The organism is Pseudomonas sp. GW821-FHT09D08 (assembly GCF_059416305.1).
The window spans coordinates 137,829-153,258 of sequence record NZ_JBWKOX010000012.1 but is presented as its reverse complement, the minus strand read 5'-3'; the positions used below and the strand labels follow the sequence as shown (position 1 = coordinate 153,258).

Below are 15,430 nucleotides of genomic sequence, written 5' to 3'. Positions count from 1 at the left end.
AATTCGCGGGGGTAGTGACTACAGGAGTGTTCCCTTAATCAATTTGTCAATGAATTGACGATGGTGCGGAGGTGGCAGGGCAGACAGGTTTATCAGTGTTTTGTTCGGCATTTTATTGACATTCCTTGTCCGGGTAAGCGGTGATTGGGTGTGTTTTTGAGTGTAGAAACAAATGCAGGATTTTTCCTGCATAAAGGAAAAACCTTTTTTCAAAGGCGGTAGGAAGGGGGGACAAAGAGGGGGTGGCAGGGCGCACGAAGTGCCCTGCCTGCGGGACTTTCGCCAGATCAGAAGTTGCCTTTCAAACTCACCGTAAAATTTCGCGGCTCGCCATAAAAGTTACCCCAGGAGGCTGTACCCACCGTGTTGTAGTAACTTTTATCGAACAGATTGTTGCCGTTGAGTGCGACGGTCCAAGTGTCGTCGATACGGTACGCCACACGGGCACTCCAGGTTGCGTAACCGGCCTGTTCGAGCTTGATGGTCTGCACGCGGTAATTGCTGCTCTGAGCGTTGACGCCGGTGCCCACGCTCCATTTCGACAGGGCGCCGTCGAGCTGGTAGTCGCCCCACATGCGCAGCATGTGTCGAGGTACGTAGGTGTTGGACGTACCGCCCTCCAGGGCGGTATCGATGTTCTTCAAGGACTTGGTCTGGGTGTAGGTGTAGCCGCCGGATACCTGCAGGCGCTCGAGCACTTCACCGCTGATTTCCGCCTCCACGCCCTGGGCGCGCACCTTGCCGCTGTCGGTGTAGCAATAGCCGTCGGCGGAGGTCGGGCACTGGGCGATGTAGTCGGATTCGGCCGCGTTTTTCTCGACGGCGCGGAACAGCGCCAGGGAGCTGTTGAGGCGCCCGTCGAACCATTCGCCCTTGATACCCAGCTCGTAGTTGTCACCGATCTTTGGCTTGAGCGCGGCGCCATCAAGCGTGGCATAGGAACTTTGCGGCTGGAAGATATCCGCGTAGCTGGCGTACACCGACAGGTGCTCATTGAGGTCGTAGATCAGTGCGGCAAACGGCGTCACTTCACCGGTTTCCCGGGTGCGGGCATCCTGCAAGGCCCACTCGCCCCAGGCCAGGTTGTTGGACTGGCGACGGTTCTCGTACCAGCTCACGCGGCTGCCTACGATAAACATCAACGGCTCGGCCAGGCGCAGGCGCAAGGTGGTGTAGGCGCCGTACTGGGTGGCGGTTTCTTTCACCGTGCCGCCGCGATACATGTTCGGCCAGAAGGTGCTGTTGGCCGGCTCCGGGAAATGGTGGTCGGGTTGGTAGATGCTTTGGCGTCTGGGCAGGTTCTGGATCGCGTACACATCGTCCTGGGTACCACGGCTGCCATTGGCACCGAGGATCAGTTCGTGTTCCAGCCCGAAGGCTTCGAACTTGCCGTCCACATAGGCGTCGAGGCCGAAGTCCTTGTGGTCGTAGTCCATCAGCGCCGCATAGGAGTTGGCCGTAGGCGTCGGGTTGCCGTAGGCAATGGTGCCTTCGCTGGCGGCGTATTTGGTGTCTTGCAGGTTGCGGCTGTGCACGGCCGCAACCTTGAGTTTCCAGTCATCGTTGAAGTGATGGGTGAGGTCGGCGAAGAAGGTGGTGCGCCGGCTTTGCCAGTCGTTCCAGGATTGGCCCAGGCAGGTGGAGCGGCTGAGGTGGGCGCTTTTGCCGTCGGCATAGCGCGGCAGGCCGCCCCAGCACGGTGTGGCGTCGACGTCTTCATAGCTGGCGCCGAAGCCCAGGGTGGTGTCGGCGCTGAGATCGACATCCAGGGCGCCATAGAAAGCCTGGTCCTGGCGCTTGGAAATGTCCATGTAGGAACCGCGATTCTGTTGGCTGATCGCCGCGCGGCCGCGCACCGTACCGCTGTCATTCAGCGGGCCGCCGGTGTCGACGTCGGCGCGGTAGTTGTCCCAGGTGCCGGCGGACAGCGACAGGCTGGTGGTGGGCTTGGCCTGGGGCCGCTTGCGCACGAAGTTCACCGCGCCGCTGGCGGTGCCGGCACCCTTGAGCATGCCCGCCGCGCCCTTGAGCACTTCCACGCGGTCGTAGATCGCCATGTTCGCGCTGAAGCTGTCGGCCTGCACGTAGTCCTTGCCCATGTCCAGGGGCACGCCGTCGTACTGGTACTGGCCGAGCATCTTGAAACCACGGGAATAAAAATATTTGCCGCCCATGGGTGATTCGTAAGTGGTGATCCCGGGCGTGCGTTCCATCACGTCATCGATGGTGGTGAGGTTCTGGTCATCCATCAATTGGCGGGTCATCACACTCACCGATTGCGGCGTTTCCCGCAGGCTGTGCTCGCCCTTGCCGATCGTCACCGCACCCGTGGTGTAGGCACCGGTGCCATCGGTGGTGGCGCCCAACCGCTCACCGGTGACCGTGGTGGCGCCCAGGTTCAGCGCGCCGCCGTCGGCCACTTGCGGCAGCAGCAGCCAGGTACTGTTGCCCTGGCGCTGGGCTTGCAGGCCCTGGCCACGCAGCAACTGGCCGAGCGCCTGCTCGCGGTCCAGGCGAGCACTCAGGCCCTGGCTGGTCTTGCCGGCGACGCTGGTGGCGTCGTACGACAGGCTGATGCCGGCTTGGCGGGCGAACTGGTCCAGCGCGGTGGCCAGGGAACCGGCGGCGATGTTCCAGTCGCGGGCCTGGGTGTCGCTGGCCGGCGTTTCGGCCCATGCGAACGGCGGCGCGGTTGCGCAGCTCAGGCAGGCGCCGAGCAAGGCGGCGTGCACCGCGTGCTTGAGGGGTGAGCGTGGGAAGGGGAACGCTTGCATGACCGCGGGATGCTCCTGAAGGAAGTGAACAGAACCGGCCTGTTGATCGGCCTTTCCTTACAGGTCGAGCGGCAATGAGAATTCACCTCATTTATTTTCGAATGTTAAACGCGGGCGGTGACGGTCACCCAGTAGCGGCTGCGGTAAGTGACATCGAGCTTGAGTGAGTGGGCTACCAGGCCCAGCACCTCATCGGTGTCGTCCAACTGATAAGTGCCCGACACCCGCAATCCGGCCACCGCTTCGCTGCAGCGCAGCAGGCCGTTGCGGTAGCGGCCCAGTTCGGCGAGGAAAGCATCCAGGCGCATGTCCCGGGCGCTGATCACGCCTTCGCTCCAGGCCCAAGGGTCCAGGCCATTGGAGGCGAGAGAACGAATGCCACTGCGGTCGAACAGCACCTGTTCGCCGGGGTTGATCACTTGGCGCGCGCCGGCGGCGTGGTTGTCGGCAAACACCGCCACCGTGCCCTGCTGCACGGCGAGCATGGTGCCTTGGGTCTCTTCGCGCACCAGGAAGCGCGTGCCGAGGGCGCGCAGGTAACCGTCACGGGTCTGTACCCAGAAGGGCCGCGTGTCGGCACCGGTATTGACCAGTATTTCACCCTGGCGCAATTGCACCAGGCGCCGTTCCTGAGTAAACGCCGTGTCGAATGCGCTGGCGCTGTTCAGTTGGATGCGGCTGCCGTCGTTCAACGCCACCCAACGCCGTTCGCCGGTGGCAGTGCGATAGTCGGCCATCAAGGCGGGCAGCGGGGTGTAGTCGCGGCCAAACCAGGTCAGGCCGGCCGCACCAGCCACCAGGCCGAGCAGCTTCAACCCTTCGCGACGGCTGATACGTCGACGTGCACCGTGCAGGGCGTGGCGGCCGACCTGCGCGGGCAGGTGGCTGAACTCATCATTCATCGCCGCCACCCGCTGCCAGACCTGCTGGTGTTCGGCGCTGGTGTGCAGCCAGCGCTCGAACGCAGCGGTGCTGGCGTCGTCGGCGACGTTGAAGCGCAGCTTGATCATCCACTGGATGGCCTGGTCGAGCAGGCGCGGGTCAGAGGTCGGCATAGCGCAACCGATAGCAGGCGTGCAGCGCCTTGGACAGGTCACGCTCCACCGTGGCCTTGGACACCCCGAGGCGCAGGGCGATCTGCGCGCAGGTCAGGCCGTCCAGTTGCGCCAGCAGGAACGCTTCACGCACCCGCGGCTTGAGCTGGTCGAGCAGGCGGTCGATACGTTCCAGGCTGTCGAGAATCAGCAGGCGGGTTTCTTCCGACGGCACGTCGGCCTGGGGGAAATGCGCAAGGCTTTCGAGGTAGGCGCGCTCCAATTCCCGGCGTCGGTACTGGTCGATCATCAAGCTGCGGGCGATGCTGCTCAGGTACGCGCGCGGCTGCAGCACGGCCTGCTGTTTGCGTGCGTTGAGCAGGCGCACAAAGGTTTCCTGCGCCAGGTCGGCGGCACGTTCACGGCAACCGGTACGTCGGCTCAACCAGCCGCGCAGCCAGGAGTGATGGGTGTGATAAAGCTGGCCGATGGCGGCATGGTCCAGTGGGTGATCGCTCGACATGGGCATCCTGGCGCAGCAGTCTTAATTGATAATGTTTCGCATTCTAGACGCTGGTCGTGGCCATTCGCAATTGCCGATGAACAATGTATCCAGCACAATTTTTTGTTCGCCCCGGGCCCACGCACTAATCTGCAGGCTTTTCCCCGGTGGACGGCTTGAGCATGATCGACTTTGCGACCCTGGCGGTTTTTTCAGGTGCTGTGCTGTTGTTGCTGTTATCCCCGGGGCCGAACATGGCCTTTGTGATCAGCCATGGCGTCACCCACGGCTGGCGTGGGGGAGTGGCCTCGGCCCTGGGCATCGGTGTCGCCGACATACTGCTGAGCGCATTGACCGCCAGCGGTGTGACGGCGTTGGTCGCCAGTTGGCCGCCATCCTTTGACGTGATCCGCTATGCGGGTGTGGTCTACCTGCTGTGGCTGGTGTTCAAGACGCTGCAGAAAAAACCTGGGCCAGATACTGCCCACCTGCACCGTGTGCCCCTTGGCCGGGTGTTTCTGCAGGCCATGCTGAACAGCCTGCTCAACCCCAAAGCGTTGCTGTTTTTTGTGGTGTTTTTGCCGCAGTTCGTACGGCCCCAGGCCGGCTCCATCGCCGTGCAGTTGATGCTGTTGGGCGGCGTGCTGACCTTGATCGCTGGGGTGTTTCACCTGCTGCTGGGCATTTTCGGCGGGGCGCTGAGCCGCTTCTTCGCCAGGCGCCCAAAAGGCGCCTGGCTACAGAAATGGGGCTTGGCGACGGTGCTGAGCGTGCTGGCGGTGCGCCTGGCGGTGATGTCGCGCCCAACCTGACCCCATGGGGTGAAGGGATTGTGCGGCGAGCAAGCGGTCTGGGGCCAAACGAGCTTGTTGTGGCCAGACGAACTTGTTGTGGTGAACGAGCTTGCTCGCGCCGGGGCTGCGCAGCAGCCCCTCCAAAGCTTGGGGCCGCTTCGCGCCCCAGCGCGAGCAAGCTGGCTCACCACAGGTACAGGCTCAGCCCAGCCGTGCTGCTGCGCGCGCGACGATTTCACCGCGCACCCTGCGCGATTCGGCGGTGCGTTTGTTGGCTTCTTCCCGCACATGCGCAGGCGCTGTGTCCGGGCGACCCGAATTGAACGGCGGCGCCGGCGCGTATTCGATCTGCAACTGCACCAGTTGCGCCGCCGCTTCGCTGTACAGTTCCGCCGCCAGCACCAGGGCAAAGTCGATACCGGCGGTAATGCCACCGCCGGTGAACAGGTTGCCGTCACGCACCACGCGCTCCTGTACCGGGATGGCGCCGAGCGGGGCGAGCATGTCGTGGTAGGCCCAGTGCGTCGTCGCCTTGCGCCCGCGCAGCAACCCCGCCGCGCCGAGCACCAGCGAGCCGGTGCACACCGAGGTCACGTAGCGTGCGGTATGCGCCTGGGCCTTGAGGAAGTCCAGGGTCTGCGGGTCTTCCATCAATGGGCCCACGCCGGAACCGCCGGGCACGCAGATCACATCCAGCGTCGGGCAGTCGGCATAGGTCATGGTAGGGGTGAACACCAGGCCCGTGCTGGAGGTGACCGGCGCCAGGTCCTTCCATACCAGGTGCAGTTTCACGTCCGGCAGCGAACCCAATACGTCGTAGGGGCCGGTCAGGTCCAGTTGCTGAGTGCCGGGGAACAACAGAAAGCCGATCTGCAAGGTCATGAATGAAGCTCCGAGAAAGGGGTAGACGACCTCACTCTAGCGGCCTAGGCTTTGGCGAATACGCCATTGAACCCACGAATCACGCCAACTATGCCCAGAATTGTCCACGTACTCGCTTTCGAGAATGCCCAGGTGCTCGACGTCACCGGGCCGCTGCAGGTGTTTGCGTCGGCCAATGACCTGGCGCGCCAGCGTGGCGTGCCGTTGCCTTACGCGGTCACGGTGATCGCCGACCAGGCCGGACCGGTAATGACCTCCGCCGGCCTGGCGCTGGTGGCCGAGCCGTTGCCTGCGGTCGACCAGCCCTGCGACACCCTGGTGATCGCGGGTGGCTGGGGCGTGTACGGCGCCGCTGAAAAGCCTGCACTGGTGGATTGGGTGCGCGAAAAAGCCCGGCATACCCGGCGCATGGCCTCGGTGTGCACCGGTGCGTTTTTGCTGGCGGCCAGTGGCTTGCTCGATGGTTGCCGCGTCGCCACCCACTGGACCCGTTGCGAAGAACTGGCGCGCAAGTTTCCGGCGCTGACCGTGGAGCCCAACCCGATCTTTATCCAGCAGGGCGCGGTGTGGACCTCCGCCGGTGTGACCGCCGGCATCGACCTGTGCCTGGCCCTGGTCGAAGAGGACCTGGGCCGCGCCGTGGCCCTGGAAGTGGCGCGGCACCTGGTGGTGTTCCTGAAGCGCCCCGGCGGCCAGTCGCAATTCAGCGTGACCCTGTCCCTGCAAAAGGGCGGCAGCCGTTTCACCGAACTGCATGCCTGGATAGCCGAACATCTGACCCTCGACTTGAGTATTCCGACCCTGGCCGCCCAGGCCGGCATGAGCGAGCGCAGCTTCGTGCGCCACTACCGCGCCGAAACCGGCCAGACGCCCGCGCGCGCGGTGGAGCTGATCCGTGTCGAAAGCGCGCGCCGGCAACTGGCCGACAGCACCACGTCGATCAAGCGCATCGCCGTGCAGTGTGGTTTCGGCTGCGAAGAAACCTTGCGCCGCAGCTTTATGCGGGCCTTGTCGGTGACGCCCCAGGCCTACCGCGAGCGGTTCTCGCCGGTGGCCTAGGCGAGCAATTCAAACAGGGCGTCGAGGGTAGCCTGCGGTGCTTCCTGGGGAATATTGTGGCCCACGCCCGGCAATACCTGGCGTCGGTAAAAAGCGCTGAAATGCTCCACGTCGTCATCCTCTTGCGACGGCGGGCCCACGCCGTCATCGGCGCCGCACAGCGAAATGCTCGGCACCGCAATCGCCGGTTGCCGCGCCAGGGCCTGCTCGATGGCTTCCAGCGCCGGATCGCCAGGCGCATACATGAAACGATGGCGATAGGAGTGAATCACCACCTCGACAAAGTCCGGGTTATCGAATGACGGCGCCGTCTGCCCATACAGCCCCGGCCCTTCGGCCCAGGACGGCGACCACAGCGACCACAGCAACTCACACAGTTCGCGGCGATTGGCCGTCAGCCCGTCCACACCGCGCTGGGTGTGGAAGTAGAACTGGTACCACAACCGATGTTCCGTCACCGGCGCCCGTGGCTGGCGCGACCTGGCAATGTCCTGGATGTTATAGCCATCGCCCGTTACCAGCCCGCGTACCCGTTCGGGCCACAGCGCCGCGACGATACACGCGGCGCGCCCGCCCCAGTCATACCCGGCCAGGGTGGCGCGCGGGATCGACAGCGCATCCATGAAATCCAGCAGATCCTTGCCCAGCGCCGCCTGTTGGCCGGAGCGCATCACCTGCGCGTTGATAAACCGCGTAGGGCCATAACCGCGCAGGTACGGCACCAGCACCCGGTAGCCGCGTTCGGCCAGCACCGGCGCAATCTCGTCATAGCCGCGTGGGTCGTAAGGGAAACCATGCAGCAGGATCACAGGCTCGCCGTCGATGGGACCGTGGGTTTCATACGCCACATCGAGCATGGAGGTGCGCACGTAGAGGAGGGGGGCGGTGATGGTCATGGTGGGCTCCTGTCAGGTGTTGGAACTCTAGTCGAAAGACATGACGGGATGCCCTGCCTGTAAAGGCAGGGCAGGGCGCCTCAGGGCTGCCAGGTCGTCTTCTCGCCACTGAGCTTGCGGTCCAGGAACGTCGCCGCGCTGATCAACGCCAGATGGCTCAACGCCTGGGGCGTATTGCCCAGGTGGCGGGCCTGGCTGTCGAACTCTTCGGCATACAGGCCCAGCGGGTTGGCGTAGCGCAGCAGTTGTTCGAATTCCAGGTGGGCCTTCTCCACTTGCCCGGCGCGGGCCAGGCATTCGACGTACCAGAACGAGCAGGCGGCGAATGCGCCTTCGGTGCCTTGCAGGCCGTCGATCGCGTTGTCGTCGTTGCGGTAGCGGTAGACCATGCCGTCGCGCACCAGGCTTTTCTGGATCGCCTGCAACGTGCTCAGCCAGCGCGGGTCGGTGGCGGCGACAAAACGCACCAGCGGCATCAGCAGCATCGAACCGTCCAGGGCGGTGCTGCCGATGTGCTGCACGAAATGCCCGCGTTCTTCGTTCCAGAAGTTGCTCCAGATATCGGCATAGATCGCCTGGCGGGTCTGGTCCCAACGTGCAAACGGCGCCGGCAACGAGCGCTTGGAGGCCAGGCGGATCGCACGGTCCAGGGCCACCCAGCACATCAGCCGCGAATGCAGGAAGTGATGCTGCTCGCCGCGCATTTCCCAGATGCCCACGTCTTTCTGGTTCCAGATTTCACACACCTGGTCAGCGACTTCCACCGTGTGTTTCCAGCCCTCGTGGGAGATGGCTTCGCCGTACTTGTTGACCAGGTACACCGCGTCCATCAACTCGCCATAGATATCCAGCTGGACCTGGTCGACCGCGCCATTGCCGACGCGCACCGGCTTGGCGCCGCCGTGGCCGCCGAGGTGTTCCAGCGCGGTTTCGGGCAGCTCCTGGCGGCCGTCGATGCCGTAGAGGATATGGATCTTGGTCGGCTGGCCACAGCAATCGCTGACCCGGCCCTTGAGCCAGCGCATATAGGCGTTGGCCTCGTCGACAAAACCCAGGCGCATAAACGCGTAGACGGTAAACGAGGCGTCGCGGATCCAGGTGTAGCGGTAGTCCCAGTTGCGTTCGCCCGCAGGCGTTTCCGGCAAACCGAAGGTGGCCGCGGCGATGATTGCGCCGTGTTTGCGCGAGGTCAGCAGCTTGAGGGCCAGGGCCGAGCGGTTGACCATTTCGCGCCAGCGCCCGCGGTAGTTCGACTGCGCAATCCAGCCGCGCCAGAACTTCAAGGTGTGGGCCAGGGCCAGGTCGGTGCAGACACTGCCCACACGCTCATCGTCCTGGCCGCCGAGTACAAACTCGGCGCCTTCTTCCTGATCCAGGGTGAAGCGGGCCACGGCGGCGTTATCTTCGATCTGCAACGGATGGCTGCCGCACAGGCGCATGCCCGGCTGGCCATCGGCGTTGAAACAGACGCTGGCGTTATCCAGGCTCGTCTCGGTGGGCGCTCGCGCATAGTCATGGCGCACGGCGCAGCGCAGGTGGAGGGTGGCTGTGCCGCTGACCACGCGTACGCGGCGAATCAGCAGGGGCAAGTCGTCGATTTCTTCGCTGATGACCAGCAGGTCGGTGATTTCCACCACGGCTTCATCGCTGAGCCAACGGGTTTGCAGCACATTGGTGTCGGGCAGGTAGATCTGTTCGCGGCGGGCGTTGGGCAGGTCCGGGGTGAGTTGGAACGTGCCGGCATCGGGGGTGTCGAGCAGTGAGCAGAAGATCGACGGGCTGTCGAACTCCGGCCAGCAGAAGAAATCGATGCTGCCTTTATCGTTTACCAGCGCTGCGCTGCGCATGTCGCCGATGATGCCGTGGGCATCGATGGCGCTTTGTGGTTCTTTTTTCAAATCAACCATTGTCACGAAACTCCGGGTAAAGGCTCATGCCGCCATCAATGAACAGGGTGCTGCCGACCACGTAATCCGAGGCGTCACTGGCCAGCCATACCACGGCGTTGGCCACGTCCTCCACATCGCCGACCCGGCCATAGGGGATCAACTTGAGCAGCGCCTGTTCCGCCGCACCTTCGGTGGCGGCACGGTTGATCGCCGTACGAATCGCCCCCGGCGCAATGCCGTTGATACGGATGCGCTGTTCACTGACCTCCTGGGCGAGGGTGCGCATCAGCATCTCAACGCCGCCCTTGGACGCCGCGTAATTCACATGCCCGGCCCAGGGGATCAACTGGTGCACCGAGCTCATGTGGATGATTTTGCCGGCGGCGCGGGATACGCCTTCACGGATGCCCTGGCGCTTGAAGAGGCGCACGGCCGCACGGGCACAGAGGAACTGGCCGGTGAGGTTGACGCCGATCACGGCGTTCCAGTCGTCGAGGGTCATGTCGACGACGGCGGCGTCCTTCTGCATGCCGGAGTTGGCCACCAGAATGTCCAGATGGCCGAACGCCTCGAGGGTCTTTGCGAACAGGCGTTCTACATCGGCTTCTTTAGACACGTCGGCGCCGATGGCAATCGCCCGGCCGCCCTCGGCGTTGATCTGCTCTGCCAAGGCCTCGGCAGGCGCGGCCTGGCTGTTGTAATTGAGCACCACCGCAGCGCCGGCTTGCGCCAGGGCCCTGGCCGCACCGGCGCCGATACCGGAACTGGCGCCCGTTACCAGTGCCACTTGTTGCTCCAACGAGATATGCATTGCCCACCCGACCTTGAATTCGTGAGTTCAAGTAGCTGACTGGCGGTGCGTAACGGAAGTTCAGCCGTGTGAAATTAGCGACTACAACCATGGTGAAAAATGGAATAACAGAATAATAAAAAATAACCATAAGATACTAAAAAACCGCTAAAAAGCGTTTGACAGGGTTTTTTGCCCCGTGTCTTATAAGCACACCTCAACCCGTTCCGCTGGTAGTTCGGAAGTCATGCGGAGTCACCTATAAGAGATGCCTATGTGTTTATCGGCAGCTATAGGGGAACTACCAGAGCAGGGAGCTACGCCGTTGCCTAAGTTAGTCATCTTCGATTGCGACGGTGTACTTGTCCAAAGCGAAGAGATCACCCTGTCTGTATTGATCGGCATGCTTAATGCTCACGTACAGGACGGCAAGACACTGGATAGTGCGTATTTCATTGAGCACTTTCGTGGAAGGAAGATTGCCGATTGCCTGCGCGAAGTAGAACCGTTATTGGGTATTTGTTTGCCCCCTCAGTTTGAAGAGGACTTCCGAGTTCGAGCGCTGGAAGCATTGACGCTTAATGTGAAAGCGACTGATGGGATACTTGACGTATTGGAAGTGCTGGAAACTCCCTATTGCGTAGCCTCGAGTGCGCCGCGCAATAAGATAGAACAGTGTTTACGCCTTGTGGGGTTGTTGCCTTATTTCGAGGGGCGAATATTCAGTTGTTATGAATTGGGGCGTTGGAAGCCTGATCCGCTGGTGTTTTTAACGGCGTGTGAAACTTACAGCGTTGAACCCTGTGATGCGCTGGTGATTGAAGACAGTGTCACAGGGATTCAAGCCGCCGTGGCAGCCACTATAAAAGTCCTGGGTTTTGGTCCGTTATCTCGACATCGAATATTGGCCGAAGCCGGCGCGTTACCTTTTGCCGATATGCGTGAGTTACCGACCCTCATTGATCACGTTACTCAAGGAGCAAGTGTTGTGGGAACACTGGGTTATATAGAGCGACTTAAACGTAATGATCCACGTTCGGAAGTGTGGTGGGATTCGTCGCCCGTGGTGTACGCACCGTATAAACAGCATTTGTTGGACAAGTACCCCGCGGCCGCCGCCCATATCGAACAGTTGATGCCGCAGGATCTCTCCCAGCCCTGGGGCTTCAGCAGTGTGACCACCAATCCCCGGCTGGTGACGGCGGCGATCCTCGACAAGAAAGAGTATTGGTCGTCGCGTTTTAATCTGGCCAGCCTGTCTCCCGGGGAATTGCGCAAGCAGCTGTACAACGAAGTGATTGCAGAAGGCGCCTCGATGCTCAAGCCGCTGTGGGTGCAATCGGCTCAGGCCGATGGTTGGCTATGCGCCCAGGTCGACCCGTCGGACGTGCGGTGCAGCGAACGCATGACCACGCGGGGCCTGGAGCTGCATCGCCTGGCCGCGAATGTGATGGTGAAAGTGCCGGGCAGCCTGGAGGGTTTCGCGACGATCGAACACCTGGTGGCCCAAGGCGTTTCGGTCAACATCACGTTCTGCTTCACCGTTTCGCAGTTCCAGGCCGGTATCCAGGCGATAGAGCGGGGCATCGCCTGCGCCCACCGCAATGGCGTCGACACCGGCCGTTGCAAGTATGTGATCACCTTTATGATCGGGCGTTTTTCCTGCCAGCCCGAGTTCGCCTTGCAGGCCGCCGAGCGTGGCCTGACGCTGGGCCCGGAGGACATGCGCTGGGCTGAGCTGATGATCTACCAGCAGATCCAGGCCCTGGTCGCGGCTTCGAAGGTGCCGGTCAAGACCCTGCTTTCCAGTATCAAGGTCGACGTTGACGAGCGTGGCCACAAGCACTGCTGGCACCTGGAAAAGACCGGGCTGACCACCACGTGCTACACGCTGACGCCGGAGGTGGTGGAGTTTCTGATCGAGCGTGAAAGCCACGGCAAACCGGTGGCACCCGCCTGTGAACCCCAGCAGGCGCCGGCTGAGACGTTCGCCCGGCTCATTCGCATTCCGTACTTCTGCGAAGCCTATTTCATCGACAGCATCGAGCCCTACGACTTTGGCAATCACGAGGCGTTTATTAACGCCTGCAACGAGGCCAACAGCGCGCATCGGCGCCTGACCGATTACTGCGTGCGCCTGTGTCCGGTGGCGAAGCCTTTCGCACGCTCGCTCAACGCCATCCTGGCCGCTGAATACGGGGTGCTGGCATGAACAAGATGGTCGGGTTGTGGGCGCACCCGCGTTCCCGTTCCACCGTGTTGGAACGGGTGTTTATCGAGCGGGGGGATTTTGAGGTCTTCCACGAGCCGTTTGCCCATATGGCGTTTTCCGCAGATTCAGTGATTCCTTCGGATGAATGGGATCACAGTTTGCCCACCACCTATCAAGGCATCAAAGAGCAACTGCTCAAGGCCCGGGAAAGTACCAATGTCTTTCACAAAGACATGTGTTACCACTGCCTGGATGACTTGAAAGTTGACCGGGACTTCCTGGCGCAACAACACAATATTTTTATTATTCGCGAACCCGCCAGCAGCATTATTTCCCATCACCGGGTACACCCCGATATGCCCGTGCAGGCCATCGGGCATAAAGCCTTGTACGAGATTTTTTGTGTGGTCACCAAACTCATCGGAAAAGTGCCTTATGTGATTAATGCCGATGACCTTGCCGCCGAGCCGGAGCGTGTCATTCGTAAACTGTGTGACTACTTGCAGATTGAATTTTTGCCCCACGCCATGACATGGAAACGCGAATGTCCACGACAGTGGAAAACCTGGAGAAGTTGGCATGTGGCGGCGGAGAACAGTGAACGCATTGCTCTGCCGGATAAACCTGCTATCGATATGGACGCTTTCGATCGGTCGCCAAAATTAAAAGCCTTTTACGAATACCACCGACCCTTCTACGCACGCATGAATGAATTTTGCCAATAAGGATTGTTGTATGAAAAAGTTGATTGTCACCGGTGCGGCCAATGGGATCGGCCGGGCTACTGTGGAAAAGGCTATCCAGGCAGGTTATTTCGTTATTGGTGCCGACAAGGATGCCGAAGGCCTGCGTGCGTTACAGCGCACTTATACGGCGGATGTATTGGAAACCCATTTCGCAGACTTTTCGGATAATGCGCTGATCAAGGGGTTTATACCTGCGCTGTACGAGCGCCACGCAACTATTCATGCATTAATCAATAACGCCGGTATTTACCACGGCAAAAGTATCTACGCCTATTCCGATGCCGAAGTGGACGAAATCCTGACTGTGAACCTCAAGGCCTTGGTCTATCTCTCCAAAGACTTCGCCGAACGGGAGATGAAACACGAGGCGCCGCGCAGCATCGTCAATATCGCCTCGGTGGCGGGCGAAGTGGGCAGTTGCGATGCCTTGTACGGCGCCACCAAGGCGGCGGTGATCGGCCTGACCAAAGCCAATGCCTGGAATTTCGCGCCGTTCGTGCGGGTTAACGCAGTGTCGCCGGCGCTGATCCATGACACCGCCATCTACGACACCATCCCTGAATACCGCCGCGCCGAGTACGCGCGCCAGGAGATCCTCAAGGAACCGATCCTGCCCGGCGGTGTTGCCGAGGTCATTTTGCTGGTGATCAGCGATGCCATGCGGCATGTCACCGGCAAGGTCATTCCGGTAGACAACGGAGCCTACCCACGATGAGCCCGTCAGCCCCCAAGAAGAAACTGCTGCTGGTGGGCGCAGGCAACCTGTGCCTGCAGATCCTGAAGATTCTCGGGCCGAAAAATGCCTTTGAATTCGTGGTGCTGGGGCGCAATGAAGACGCGACCGTGCGGCTGTGCAACCTGGTGGCACTGTCGTGTGCACAGTTGGGGCAAGACATCACGATCAAGCCGGTGATCGCCGACCTCACCGATATCGACCGGGTCACCCAGGTGCTGCGTGCAGAGGCGCCGGACCTGGTGGTGAACTGCGCGTCGTTGCAGTCGTGGCGGGTGATCACCGGGTTGCCCAGGCTCTCGTTCGAGCAGCTCGACCAGGCGCAGTTCGGCCCCTGGCTGCCCATGCACCTGACGCTGATGCATCACTTGATGCAGGCGGTGAAAGCCTCCGGTATCGCGGCCAGGACGGTCAACGCGGCCTTTCCCGATGCGGTCAACCCGATCCTGGCCAGGGTCGGGCTGGCGCCGGATATTGGCGTGGGCAATGTAGCCAACCTGATCCCGGCGCTGCGATTTTCCATCGCGCGGCTGCTGGAGTGTGCGCCCGCCGATGTGCAGGTGCATCTGTATGCCCAGCACTATTTCAGCCACTACGTGCCGCGCGGCGGCTTGCCCCCGCGTGCCAGCTACCGCTTGTTGTATGAGGTGCGCGACCGCCCGGCTGCGGCCCACCTGCCGGCCGAAGCGATTTTTTCCACGGTTAAATCCGAGTTCCGCCGCCTGGGCGGTATCGATGGGCAGTTCCTCACGGCGTGCTCGGCCGTCACCGTGATCGAAGGGCTGTTTTCGCCCACGCCGGTGCTGGTGCACGCGCCCGGCCCGCTGGGGTTGCCGGGCGGCTATCCGGTGTGGCTGCAGGAGGGGCAGATCAAGGTGCAGTTCAGCGCCGACTGCCCCCAGGACGAAGCGGTGCGCATCAATACCATCTGCCAGAGCCAGGATGGCATCGATGAAATTCATTGCGATGGCTCGGTCACCTATAACCCGCAATGCATGGCCGTGATGCAGGCGATGCTGGGGTACTCGAAGAAAACCATGTCCATCGAACAGTCCGCCGAATTTGCCCGCGAGCTGTCGAGCAAATACCTGTCTTTCAAACATTCAACCTGGTAGGTGT

General features: G+C 61.7%; 13 protein-coding genes and 1 pseudogene. 7 read left to right on the top strand and 7 right to left on the bottom strand.

Going from position 1 to position 15,430, the window contains the following annotated elements; translation table 11 throughout:
* Positions 1-287: 287 nt before the first annotated feature.
* From AC07OP_RS20465 to AC07OP_RS20455, 3 genes are all read right to left on the bottom strand, one after another.
* Positions 288-2,774, bottom strand: a complete 2,487-nt coding sequence (locus AC07OP_RS20465) for a TonB-dependent siderophore receptor (protein ID WP_495102311.1) — start codon at positions 2,772-2,774, stop codon at positions 288-290.
* A gap of 104 nt (positions 2,775-2,878) precedes the next feature.
* Positions 2,879-3,829, bottom strand: coding sequence for a FecR domain-containing protein (locus AC07OP_RS20460; RefSeq protein WP_495102310.1), 951 nt, complete (start codon positions 3,827-3,829; stop codon positions 2,879-2,881).
* The gene (locus AC07OP_RS20455) at positions 3,816-4,331 is read right to left on the bottom strand and encodes a sigma-70 family RNA polymerase sigma factor (protein ID WP_053132260.1); all 516 of its coding nucleotides are present in this window, start codon (positions 4,329-4,331) and stop codon (positions 3,816-3,818) included. The genes AC07OP_RS20460 and AC07OP_RS20455 overlap by 14 nt, the downstream gene beginning before the upstream one ends.
* 161 nt (positions 4,332-4,492) lie before the next feature.
* Between AC07OP_RS20455 and AC07OP_RS20450 the strand changes: the two genes are divergently transcribed.
* The gene (locus tag AC07OP_RS20450) at positions 4,493-5,122 is read left to right on the top strand and encodes a LysE family translocator (RefSeq protein WP_495102309.1); all 630 of its coding nucleotides are present in this window, start codon (positions 4,493-4,495) and stop codon (positions 5,120-5,122) included.
* 183 nt (positions 5,123-5,305) lie between these two features.
* On the opposite strand, the gene inhA is transcribed toward AC07OP_RS20450, so the two are convergent.
* A complete protein-coding gene (gene inhA / locus AC07OP_RS20445) occupies positions 5,306-5,986 on the bottom strand; it encodes an isonitrile hydratase (protein ID WP_495102308.1) in 681 nt (226 codons plus the stop codon).
* Between the two features lie 90 nt (positions 5,987-6,076).
* Between inhA and AC07OP_RS20440 the strand changes: the two genes are divergently transcribed.
* Positions 6,077-7,045 carry a GlxA family transcriptional regulator gene (locus AC07OP_RS20440; RefSeq protein ID WP_065939402.1) on the top strand — a complete coding sequence of 323 codons (969 nt, stop codon included), beginning with the start codon at positions 6,077-6,079 and terminating at the stop codon, positions 7,043-7,045.
* On the opposite strand, the gene AC07OP_RS20435 is transcribed toward AC07OP_RS20440, so the two are convergent.
* The 3 genes from AC07OP_RS20435 to AC07OP_RS20425 all read right to left on the bottom strand — a co-directional run bounded on the left by AC07OP_RS20435 (position 7,042) and on the right by AC07OP_RS20425 (position 10,641).
* The gene (locus AC07OP_RS20435) at positions 7,042-7,941 is read right to left on the bottom strand and encodes an alpha/beta fold hydrolase (protein ID WP_495102307.1); all 900 of its coding nucleotides are present in this window, start codon (positions 7,939-7,941) and stop codon (positions 7,042-7,044) included. The two genes, AC07OP_RS20440 and AC07OP_RS20435, sit on opposite strands and share 4 nt — an antisense overlap.
* 80 nt (positions 7,942-8,021) lie before the next feature.
* Positions 8,022-9,848 carry a glycoside hydrolase family 15 protein gene (locus AC07OP_RS20430; RefSeq protein ID WP_495102306.1) on the bottom strand — a complete coding sequence of 609 codons (1,827 nt, stop codon included), beginning with the start codon at positions 9,846-9,848 and terminating at the stop codon, positions 8,022-8,024.
* Entirely contained in the window at positions 9,841-10,641 is an 801-nt protein-coding gene (locus tag AC07OP_RS20425; RefSeq protein WP_098479958.1) for a glucose 1-dehydrogenase, read from the bottom strand. Before AC07OP_RS20425 ends, AC07OP_RS20430 begins: the two co-directional genes overlap by 8 nt.
* A 247-nt stretch (positions 10,642-10,888) precedes the next feature.
* Between AC07OP_RS20425 and AC07OP_RS20420 the strand changes: the two are divergent.
* The 5 genes and pseudogenes from AC07OP_RS20420 to AC07OP_RS20400 form a co-directional block, all read left to right on the top strand.
* Positions 10,889-11,485: pseudogene (locus AC07OP_RS20420) on the top strand (HAD family hydrolase); the annotation flags it as partial.
* Positions 11,486-11,608: 123 nt separating this feature from the next.
* Entirely contained in the window at positions 11,609-12,832 is a 1,224-nt protein-coding gene (locus AC07OP_RS20415) for a transaldolase family protein (RefSeq protein WP_495102325.1), read from the top strand.
* Complete coding sequence (locus tag AC07OP_RS20410) at positions 12,829-13,557, top strand: sulfotransferase-like domain-containing protein (RefSeq protein WP_027603117.1); 729 nt, start codon at positions 12,829-12,831, stop codon at positions 13,555-13,557. The genes AC07OP_RS20415 and AC07OP_RS20410 overlap by 4 nt, the downstream gene beginning before the upstream one ends.
* A gap of 10 nt (positions 13,558-13,567) precedes the next feature.
* Positions 13,568-14,293 carry an SDR family NAD(P)-dependent oxidoreductase gene (locus tag AC07OP_RS20405; RefSeq protein WP_495102305.1) on the top strand — a complete coding sequence of 242 codons (726 nt, stop codon included), beginning with the start codon at positions 13,568-13,570 and terminating at the stop codon, positions 14,291-14,293.
* Entirely contained in the window at positions 14,290-15,426 is a 1,137-nt protein-coding gene (locus AC07OP_RS20400; protein ID WP_495102304.1) for a Rossmann-fold NAD(P)-binding domain-containing protein, read from the top strand. Before AC07OP_RS20405 ends, AC07OP_RS20400 begins: the two co-directional genes overlap by 4 nt.
* The last annotated feature ends 4 nt before the right edge of the window (positions 15,427-15,430 follow it).